At 34.6% G+C, this 10,817-nt stretch carries 9 protein-coding genes; 7 read left to right on the forward strand and 2 right to left on the reverse strand.

Annotated elements, in window-relative coordinates; genetic code table 11:
- Positions 1-266: 266 nt before the first annotated feature.
- The 7 genes from QSE00_RS12495 (at position 267) to QSE00_RS12525 (ending at position 9,930) form a co-directional block, all read left to right on the forward strand.
- Positions 267-647 carry a BfmA/BtgA family mobilization protein gene (locus QSE00_RS12495; RefSeq protein WP_286106224.1) on the forward strand — a complete coding sequence of 127 codons (381 nt, stop codon included), beginning with the start codon at positions 267-269 and terminating at the stop codon, positions 645-647.
- An 11-nt stretch (positions 648-658) separates the two neighbouring features.
- Positions 659-1,690: a MobB family relaxase gene (mobB, locus tag QSE00_RS12500; protein WP_246906059.1), complete on the forward strand. Its 1,032-nt coding sequence runs from the start codon at positions 659-661 to the stop codon at positions 1,688-1,690.
- Positions 1,691-1,695: 5 nt separating this feature from the next.
- Positions 1,696-3,276 (forward strand): type IV secretory system conjugative DNA transfer family protein, encoded by a 1,581-nt coding sequence (locus QSE00_RS12505; RefSeq protein ID WP_286106225.1) that lies wholly within the window; start codon positions 1,696-1,698, stop codon positions 3,274-3,276.
- A 104-nt stretch (positions 3,277-3,380) separates the two neighbouring features.
- Positions 3,381-5,801, forward strand: coding sequence for an HD domain-containing protein (locus tag QSE00_RS12510; RefSeq protein WP_246906055.1), 2,421 nt, complete (start codon positions 3,381-3,383; stop codon positions 5,799-5,801).
- A 149-nt stretch (positions 5,802-5,950) separates the two neighbouring features.
- Entirely contained in the window at positions 5,951-8,254 is a 2,304-nt protein-coding gene (locus QSE00_RS12515) for an AAA family ATPase (protein ID WP_286106226.1), read from the forward strand.
- Positions 8,254-8,571, forward strand: coding sequence for a gas vesicle protein GvpK (gvpK, locus tag QSE00_RS12520; protein WP_246906051.1), 318 nt, complete (start codon positions 8,254-8,256; stop codon positions 8,569-8,571). The genes QSE00_RS12515 and gvpK overlap by 1 nt, the downstream gene beginning before the upstream one ends.
- 3 nt (positions 8,572-8,574) lie before the next feature.
- Complete coding sequence (locus QSE00_RS12525; protein ID WP_246906049.1) at positions 8,575-9,930, forward strand: RNA-binding domain-containing protein; 1,356 nt, start codon at positions 8,575-8,577, stop codon at positions 9,928-9,930.
- Positions 9,931-9,951: 21 nt separating this feature from the next.
- On the opposite strand, the gene QSE00_RS12530 is transcribed toward QSE00_RS12525, so the two are convergent.
- Positions 9,952-10,314, reverse strand: a complete 363-nt coding sequence (locus QSE00_RS12530; protein ID WP_286106227.1) for a nuclear transport factor 2 family protein — start codon at positions 10,312-10,314, stop codon at positions 9,952-9,954.
- A gap of 7 nt (positions 10,315-10,321) precedes the next feature.
- Positions 10,322-10,711 (reverse strand): DUF4138 domain-containing protein, encoded by a 390-nt coding sequence (locus QSE00_RS12535; protein WP_459076840.1) that lies wholly within the window; start codon positions 10,709-10,711, stop codon positions 10,322-10,324.
- Positions 10,712-10,817: the final 106 nt, after the last annotated feature.

A 10,817-nucleotide genomic window follows, 5' to 3' on the forward strand; every position in this document is an offset into this window, starting at 1 on the left:
CATCGAAAAATTACATAACAGGAAATTATTTCCCTGAAACTGGCAATTGGCTTTGAGCCAAATTGTACGGAATTTTGTCCCGCTGGGCGGGACGAAAAGTAGCAAGAGGGTAACACGCGATGCGATGTTTAGGACTCCTTTTGATTTTCAAACCACTGATATTCAGTAATTTGAAAAAATACTAAATTCCCGACCTCCTACAATTTGCGACAAATGCCCTGTAAACGCCCATTTTTAGGGAAGGATTTGCGACAAATCGGCGAATTATGGACTCATTTATCGGCATCAGGTTCAAAAAGGAAACGGCAAAACGTTTTCAGGAATTTTCACGGACACACTTCAAATCACACACCGAAGCAATGTCCACAATGTTGGATTTTTTCTTCTACAATGAAATTTCGCCAAAGGAAAAATTAGGACCGACTGGACGTACAATTGAAGCTAAATTACTCAAAAGAATAAATGCGGTCATTGCCATAATGCGGGATGTCGAAAAGACTCAAACCAAACCTACGGTGGCTATGATTCAATCTCTTTTTGAAACAGAAGAACCAACCAAAAAACCGCTGATTGTAGAAAAAAAATATGCCGAAGAAAAGAAGGAAGTTCGCTTTCGAGAAAAGCAAAACCCAAGTAACCAACTATAAATTTTTGAGCTATGTACATTACAATAACACCTCAAAAATTAGGCAACAATTATTCACAAAGTTCGGCTGATTTTGTAGGGTATTTAGAGAAGGAAAATCAAGGCTTGGAACGTCACGATATGGAACACTTTTTCAATCAATATGGCGATGAAATTTCCGCTGAAGAAGTGGTAAAAGAAATTGATGGGAACACAGCAAAATTGAAAAAGAAAGAACCTAAGTTTTATTCGATTACAGTCAGTCCTTCAAAATATGAATTACGAAAACTTCAGAACAACAGCCAAGATTTAAAAACCTACACTCGTGAATTGATGAAAGATTATGTTGGCAGTTTTAATAGGGAAATTAATGGACGACCTATTACAATCAACGACATAAAATATTATGCAAAAATTGAACATCAACGCACCTTTAAGGGAACGGATAAACAGATAAAAGAAAACCAACCATTCGCTACAAAAATACTTCATCTCAAAACAGATATCCGAAACATTCAAGAAGGACGAGCTGAGGGGAATATTAAAAAGATGAAAAAGGAAATTGCTAAACTGGAACGCCAAGCACCACATCAACAAAATGGAAAACGGATAGTCCAGGGAATGCGAAAAGATGGAAACCAAAGTCATATCCATATCATCGTGAGCAGAAAGGACGCTTCCAACTCTGTTAGCCTTTCCCCAGGAAGCAAGCACAAAGCTTCAGAAGTTGAAATGCACGGTAAGAATGTGAAACGAGGTTTTGACAGAGATAAATTTTTTGAGAAAGCAGAAAAGACATTTGACAAGACTTTTGGCTATAAACGAAACTTTGCAGAGACCTATAAGGCACGTAAGGATTTTGTAAAAAATCCAAAGCTCTACTTTGCTGCTTTGATGAAATTACCAGCTAACGAAAGAGCATTGGCTTTCAAAATGATGACGAAAACGGGATTGCCAATCGTTCCCAGCATTCCAGTTAGTCAAGCGCAAATGGCACTTCGAGTTTTCAAACGGTTAAGACGTGGTGCAGAAATAGCAATTAAATCAAGTTCCATCGGAATCTAATTGGTATGCAGATAGATAATGTCATAACAATACTTTCAATTATTGGTCTAACCAGTACTGTTTTCTATGCGATGTTTCGAGTATGCAAGTATGCGTTTCTTTTGAATATGGTAATGCTTTCATTTCTCATATTCTCTATTTCTGAAGAGAATGAATTAGTATTGATATTACTTTATTTGGTGTGCCCTCTAATGCTAGTTAATATAGGATTATATGTTTTTCTGCATAAAACTGAAAACTCGCAACATGGCGATAGAAAGTATCAAGTCAATTTTGCTTCGAAGAAAGGAAACTTCAAATTAGATAATATTAAACGTGGCGCATCCGTCATCGGATCCGCCGGAAGCGGAAAAACCGAAAGTGTAGTTTATGGATTTCTAAAACATTTCCGGAAAGAGAGTTTTTGCGGAATCATTCACGACTACAAAGACTTTGAACTTACCGAAATGGCTTACCCTCTTTTCAAGGATAGCGATATTCCATTTAAGGTTATTTCCTTCGATAAAATCATCCACAGAGTAAATCCTATTGCCCCACGTTATTTAGAGAATGAGGAAAGTGTAAACGAGGTGTCAAGGGTATTAATTGAAAACCTTTTAGAGCAAAGAGAAAGCGGAACAACAGGAACAACAAAATTCTTTAACGATGCTGCCGAAGGATTGATTGGCGGAATGATTTGGAAATTAAAAATCGACTATCCAGAGTTTTGTACACTTCCCCATTTAATTGCTATTTATCAATTTTTAGACACGGATAGCATTATTCAGTTTTTGGAAACCAACACAACATCACGAGCAATGGCAGATGCTTTTATTAGCGGAAAGGATTCAGATAGGCAGACCGCTGGTGTAAAAAGCACCTTGGCCAACGCCCTGAAACGAATTAGCACACAACGCATTTTTATGGCACTATCCGCAGATGAAGTACCCTTGAATATCAATAATGAGGAAAACCCAGGAATTATATCGGTCGTTAACAACCCCAAATTTGAAACTTCTTATTCGCCAGTCATAGCAACTATTATCCATACCATTACGAAGCAAATGAGTGTGCGCGGTCAGAGACAGTCTTTTGTATTAATGGAAGAAGCACCTACCATACGACTTTTAAATATGCACCGTATTCCGGCAACATTACGTAGTTATGATATTGCTACCATTTACGTAATGCAGGATAAAATTCAGAACGATATGATGTATGGCGATAAGGCAAGTAAAGCAATATTAAGCAATCTATCCTATCAGTTTTTCGGTAAGGTAAATGACCCAGATACCGCCAAATATTATGAACGCTTTTTTGAAATTATCAAAGACCCAACCAAAAGCATAAGTCGTGGACATAATCTCGATTTTGATACACGAATTACAACTGGAGAGAAAGAAATCCCAAAAATTAGAGCAGACGTTTTCTTTAGGTTAAAGCAAGGCGAGTTTATTACCTATGCAGATGGAAAGGATAAGAAGGTACAGTTTAAATTAGCTGATATTCAAAGAGAGTTACCGAAGGAATCAAAGCAGTTTTCTCAGGCTGATTTAGAGGCTAATTTTGAGCGAGTATATGATGAGGCTAGGTCGATATTTGATTAATTATCATTAAATGTTAAAATTTTGACACATTAAATCTTTAATCTTAGCGTAGATAATTATATATTATTCAACTGTATCATAAAACGATAAAATCATAGAATAGAATGATAGATGATTATAAAGATGAATTTCTTTTGAGGTTACAAAAGAGCTTACTATTTACCACATTAAAGAAAAAATGCGTTGACAAGGATTCTGAGGTTATAGCCCTTGTAGAAAAAATGACCTCATATGCTTTCCAAAGAACAAAAACCATTTTGAAACATATGGGTGAGTTCACGTTACACGATGGAGACCATTTGTTTCGCGTATTACACCTAATGGAAAGACTTATACCTCGAGAGAAAATTGAAAAGCTTTCGTCACCAGAATTGTTATTACTTATTGCCAGTGCTTTTTTTCATGACATCGGTATGGCACCAGATGAAAAGGAAGTTTTAGCTTGGAAAAAAATATGGGATAATGAACCTGACTTAAGTACGGAAGAAAAAGGTTTTCATGATGATTTTAAAAGATTTTACAGCTCTAGACCGGAAGATGAAAAAAAATTAAGTGAATTAATTTCTAAAGGTCAATTTTCTCGAGCAGAACTGATAAAATCTTATTTAATAACTGAATATATTAGGCAAACTCACGCCGACAGGGCTAGGACTATTATAGAGAAAGACTGGTCCAATAAAGTGATGTTCCGTGATGCCGACCTCACAGTAGAGTTAGCACAGATTTGCTATAGTCATAACGAGGAAGCTTTGAAGCTTTTAGACCTAGACAAAAATTTACTTTGTGGACCGGGGATATATGGCTGTTTACCGCTAGTGGGTGTAATTTTAAGGTTAGCGGATATTTTAGATTTTGATGGTAAGAGAACCCCTAAAATTTTATACTCTCATTTGTATGTAAGAAATCCAATTTCTGTAAAAGAATGGAACAAGCACAGAGCTGTTGAGGCTTGGGAAATTAGCCCTGACCTAATTCAGTTTAGTGCTAAATGTTCACATCCGGTCATTGAAGCTTCCATCCACGAGTTCTGTTCAATGATAGACCACGAGCTTAGCCTAGCAAATAATATTATATCGACCTTAAACGATTTCCATTTTGCGAAAGAAAGGGACTTACATATAAAATTGCCCCTAAAGGTAAATAGAGAAAAAATTAGGACTAAAACGGATATAAAGAACAACCCATTATATATCTACAAGGATACCAAATTCAACCTTAGCAAAACCCAAGTTATTGAGCTTTTGATGGGAACTAAACTTTATGGTAACCCAGAGGTAGCCTTACGAGAGTTGCTACAAAATTCTATAGATGCGTGTCTACTCAGAAAGGCACAAGAAATCAAATGGGGAAATTTATATGAACCTGAAATTTTAGTAAAGTATTATACTGAAGATGGAGATAATGTTCTGGAAATAATAGACAATGGAACTGGCATGGACGAGTATATCATAGATAACTACTATTCCAAAATTGGCTCTTCTTTTTATAAGTCTAAAGATTTTTACAACCTTAAAGCGGAATCAAATGCAGAATTTCACCCTACATCAAGATTTGGGATTGGTATTCTATCCTGTTTTATGATTTCTGATGTTTTGATTGTCGATACAAAAAAAGTATATGGCCCCCATAAGTCAAGCGATTCATATAACATTACTGTTGAGGGTCAAGAAAGTATATTTTGGATAAAAGAAGGGAAGCGAGACAAGCCTGGAACTACCACAAAATTAATTTTAAGGAAAAATAAAAATCCTTGGGAGGATATGTCTGAAGATAAGTTTATTGAAAATGTTGAAAGTGTTATTCCTAATCCCCCTTTCGATATCAGAATTGAAACGACTTCACATAAAAAAACTAGAAATATAAACAGTTTTAAGGAAATCACATCTTACGTGTTGAAGGATTATTCTTGGGAAGAAAATGAGAACATTAAGCTTATTGAAATTAAAATTGACCGTGAGGATATTGGAATTCTCGGTTCTGCTACGGTGGCAATTTTGGAAAGTCACGATAAGCCAGTAAAGCACCTTGAACTTAACTCTAGAGATATTGAGGTTGAAGGAGAAACGTTTACCCTCGAAAGAGAACTTAAAATAAGTCTTAACTCAATAGATGAGAGTTCAAAGTCAATTACAATTAGTGATGACGGTGATATAAGAACCGATGATTCCACTAGTATTTTAACAAAGTCAAAATCTCGTCTTTCTCTGCACGGAATTGAGGTACCAACCAGTCTGTTTCCTCAATCTTGGCGGATGAAAAACAACCAAGTAAAATTGAGTTGGCCATTTCCTTTGATTTTGGTAGTAGATATTTGTGGCGAAAGAGATTTAGACCTTAATTCACCTAGAACTGAAATTATTGTTAGTGAGAAGTGGACAGATTTTGAAGAACAGTTAGCAAAAATAATATGTCAGTCGATAAAGGATGAAGTTTCACCAAGCTATTGGTCTGAGCTTGTGAAAATATTTGAGTCATCCTCAAGGAGTAGTGATAATTTCAAAAGAGCTTTTAAAAGTATCGTTTGAAAGGGTTTATTCTGACGCCTGGTCTATAATTTAACTAAAGAATTTATTGACTGCAAACATTGTAAGTTTATTTCTGTTAAATTATTAGGATAATATTATCTTTATTGTCTGACCGTAAGTGCCAGCCAATAACCCAAAAAAACATAATATTGAATCCAATTTACTTAGATACACATATCCATACATCTGCAAATCCTAATCAAGTAAATGAAGATTATGATATTGATTTATTGGTTAAAAAAATTCATGAATTCAATGGTAATTCTGACTTTTTAATATCACTTACTGACCATAATATGGTTAACAAAAGTGCTTATCTAAAAGCGGTTGCCTTGAGTTTAAATATAATTCTTGGAGTAGAATTACACATTAGAAATTATGATAATTGTCCTGCATATCACTGCCATATCTATTTTGACCTAAAAGAAATAACAGGAGATATTCTTGATGATATTAATAAAAAACTAGATGAATTATACCCTAAAAAAGAGGTTGAAAAAAGAGACCCAACAATACCAACAATTCAAGAAATAATTAACAAATTCGATTCTTACGAGTTTATGTTGTTGCCACACGGCGGACAATCTCACGCTACATTTAATACATCCATTCCTAAAGACACAAAATTAGATAGTACTTTAGAAAGAAATGTTTATTACAACCATTTTGAAGGGTTTACCGCAAGAGGAGACAAAGGATTAGAAAAAACACAAGATTATTTCCAACGACTTGGAATAAATGAATTTGTGAATCTTATAACCTGTAGTGATAATTATACGCCAACTACTTACCCAAATGGGAAAGATAAAAACTCATTCAATCCAACTTGGATGTTGGCAGAACCTACTTTTAACGGCTTAAGATTATCACTATCGGAACAATCTAGATTAATTTACTCAGCTATAAAGCCCACCTTCTATTCAGAGAATATTCAATCTGTTTCACACAAACAAGATAATATCGAAATAGATATTGAATTAACATCAGGATTAAATGTAATAATTGGAGGTTCTTCTAGTGGAAAAACTTTGCTTGTCGATTCAATTGTGAGATGTTTAAATAAAGATACTGAAGATTCAATATACCAGCAGTATGGTGTTGATAAATTCACTATTGTTAATCCATCTGGAATGAAACCCCATTACCTCTCTCAAAATTATATTATGGGAGTAGTTAATAATATTAGCGAAGATAAAATTGAGAATATTGATATAATTAAAAGAGCATTTCCAGGAGACGATGACATAAAAACAAGTATTAATAATGGGTTGAGAGAATTTAAAAAGAATATACTTTCCCTAATTAGTAGCGTAAAAGTCCTTGAAGAAGAAAGTCAAACTTTACAAACTATTCCTATTCTTTCAAGATTGATAACTAGAGAGAACTTAGAAACTAACATCTATGATAATCTTCAATCGAGCGAATTGGAAAACGAAAAGTTAAGGTTTTCTCAAGGTCTTTATGACGAATATGTAAATTCCTTAGAAACCATAGATAATTTCTTGTCAAAATATCCTTTTATTACCCACGATTCGGACTTGGTGGATAAACTCAAAACTGAGCTAACAGATGTTTTGAATATTTCAAATAAAGAAAAACAAGTTAGAAATTTACTTGAAAGCGAGCAAGAGTCTTATAACCAGGTTTTAAGACATTCAAATTCTGAAGAACAAACCAAAAGGCAAAGCTTCAATAAACTTTTAATTTCTTTAAAAAAGTATGTTAGAGCCTATAGAAAATTTCATCGAACTATAAATTCTATTTCGAGTTATACACTCAATTTTGATTCAGAAGAGATAGAATCAATGGGACATAAACTGTACATTGAGAATGATTTCATTCTTAGCACGGATAAATTTATTGAGGTAGTTAATCACTTCTTAAAAAATAAGATAACTAGTTTTGAGAACATCACACCAGAACTATTATATGAAAGCAATTTCAAAAAACAGAAACCTAAAGTTCACGATTACGATGATTTTGAAAATAGGATTTATAATAGCTTCGAAGAGCTAAATAAGAAAAAGTATAAAATAATAACTAATGATGGTCGTGAATTTGATAAACTTAGTCCTGGGTGGAAAACGTCGGTAATTTTAGATATAATTTTAGGATATGATAAGGATAGTGCACCAATAATTATTGACCAACCAGAAGATAATTTGGCAACCGATTATATAAACAAAGGTTTGGTTACAGCTGTTAAAAAAATAAAAAGCAAAAAACAAATAATCTTAGTTTCTCACAATGCGACGATACCGATGCTAGCAGATGCACAGAATATAATTCTTTGTAGAAATGACAATAACAAACTTATAATAAAATCAAGTCCGCTAGAAGGCGAAATTGAAGGGACAAGTGTTGTTGACCTTATTGCCAAAATTACCGACGGTGGTAAATCATCAATTAAAAAGAGAGTAAAAAAGTATAATCTCAAAAAATTTAGCGAATAATGAAGTTGATATTCAATAAAGAAGAAAATAATGATATAACTGTCAAAATACAGCAAGGAACTATTCCTGTTGAGTTTACTTATACGGAAATGATTAAACAACTTCTTGAAAATAATACTATTGACGATACTGATTTTGGAAATCTTTCTGAAGAAGAAACTAAAAATCTCGAAGATATGTTAAACAAAATTTCTGATATTTTTGATGAAGAAGAATTGACAGAAGAGGAAGATTTAGAGGCACAGCAAGAACCGATTTTACCAGTCGAAGAACCAACAACTGAGGACGATGATTATAATGATGATTTACCTTTTTAAACAATGACCGAAACAAACCGTATAGAATATAAACAAGAACTTACCGATGGACTTGAAAAAGAGGTTATCGCATTTCTAAACTACCGTGAAGGTGGTATTCTATATATAGGTATTGATAAGGAAGGAAACACTTATGGTTTGGCAGATGCTGATGGCGACCAGTTGAAAATTAAAGACAGGTTAAAGAATAATATCCGTCCTTCAGCACTTGGTTTGTTCGATATTGTGAGTGAGGAAAGGGATGGCAAGAACATTCTAAAAATTATTGTTGCCAGCGGTCCAGAAAAACCATATCATCTAAAAAAATATGGAATGAGCGAAAAGGGCTGTTTCATTCGTTTGGGTTCAGCTGCTGAACCGATGTCACAAAAAATGATTGATGAGCTCTTTGCGAAGCGCACGCGAAATTCCATAAGTAAGATTAAAGCTAGTCGGCAGGATTTGAGCTTTAGCCAGTTGAAAATTTACTATGAGGAATCTGGATATACGCTAGGAAAAGCATTTTCAAAGAATTTAGAATTACTAACCGAGGATGGTGCATTCAATTATGCCGCCTATCTTTTAGCAGATAAAAACAATACCTCTATAAAGGTTGCCAAGTATTCCGGCACAACCCGAACAGACTTAATAGAAAGTAACGAATACGGTCACGAATGTCTGGTAAAAGCTACAAAGCAAGTCATTGATAAAATTGCGGTAGAGAACAGAACTACAACAAGAATTACAGCGAAGGAAAGGCAGCAGGCTAATCTTTGGAATCCCATTGCATTACGAGAGGCTATCATTAATGCCTTTGTGCATAACGACTATACAAATGAGATTACCCCAAAGTTTGAAATCTTTACCGATAGAATTGAAATCACTTCGGCAGGTGGTTTACCTGAAGGGCTGAGTAAGCAAGAATTTTTCGAGGGCTTTTCAGTTCCACGGAACAAGGAACTGATGCGTATTTTCAAGGATTTGGAACTGGTAGAGCAATTGGGTTCTGGCATCCCTCGTATTTTGGAACACTACGGAAAAGAAAGTTTTAGTTTTTCAGATAACTTTCTTAGAATGACTTTTACGACTAAAGAAACTGCTGTTGAAGAAGGTGGTCAAATAGGTGGTGTAAGAGGTGGTGTAAGAGGTAGTGTAACAGATGCCGAAATTGATGCTGCTGTTACACTTACTAAAAGACAGCAAGAAGTTCTTAAACTTATTGCTGCAAATACTTCTATAACTTACAATGAAATAGCTGAAGCTTTAGGTATTAATGAATCTGCTGTTGGTAAACATATTACAGCTATTAAGAACAAAGATGTTCTGATACGTAAAGGTGGCACACAGGGCTATTGGGAAATCAATCTCGATAAAAACTAAAAATCAAAAAAGAATCCTTCTTTAAAAAGGCCCTTTTTCCCTCGGACCCTTATTAGTCACTTTCCATTGGTCATTTTCTTTGACGAGTTTAAAGATACCAGGCTTACTATCATAATTAGAACTGTATTTGACCCACGCAATATCAGTCTCGATAACTTCATCTGATATTGTAACACTTGCATCATTATCTGCGTCTGGCACTAAACTCTGAATCATTATCAAACTATCGTAGCCATCGGAAGTTGTATATTTTTTTAGAGTGTTATTATCTTTAGCATAAAAACTTTCTACCACAATTTTCGCGGTTTCTGATGGCGACATATTCTTGGTTTCAGAACAAGAAATGAATAAAAGTACGAGTGAGCAAAAGACTAAATTTTTCATAATATTATTAATTTGGGTTATTGATATATCTATGCGATATATTCAGTTTTATATTGCGTTCGCCATCATTCTCATTCAATTCCAAAATTGCCCTACGGTCATTCGATAACGAAAATTTGGGCATTACATAAACAAACCTTACCATTTTACCTTCTGCAATTTTTGAAGGCAGATAGTGCTTGTAAATAGGTTCTTGATACAAACTCTGTAAAAATTTCTTTTTCCCTTTTTGTCGAGTTTCTATTGAAAGGTTCAAGAAATTCAAATCGTAATCCATCGTAGAATTATTCTCAATCTGGATAACGAAGTAGAGTTCTTCTTTATCAAAAACAACATTTTTAACATTCAAGACAATGCCTTGCGTTCGCTTCTTAATCCGATGGATACTTCGGACCAAATTGCGCCAGGCTTTTCGGTTTCATTGCGCCAGTGATTTCGGTTCAAACTGCGCCACTTCCCTGAGGGATTTCGGTTCGTTTTGCGCCAGTGATTTCGGTTCGTTT

Source organism: Arenibacter flavimaris (assembly GCF_030291335.1).
Classification (GTDB): domain Bacteria; phylum Bacteroidota; class Bacteroidia; order Flavobacteriales; family Flavobacteriaceae; genus Arenibacter.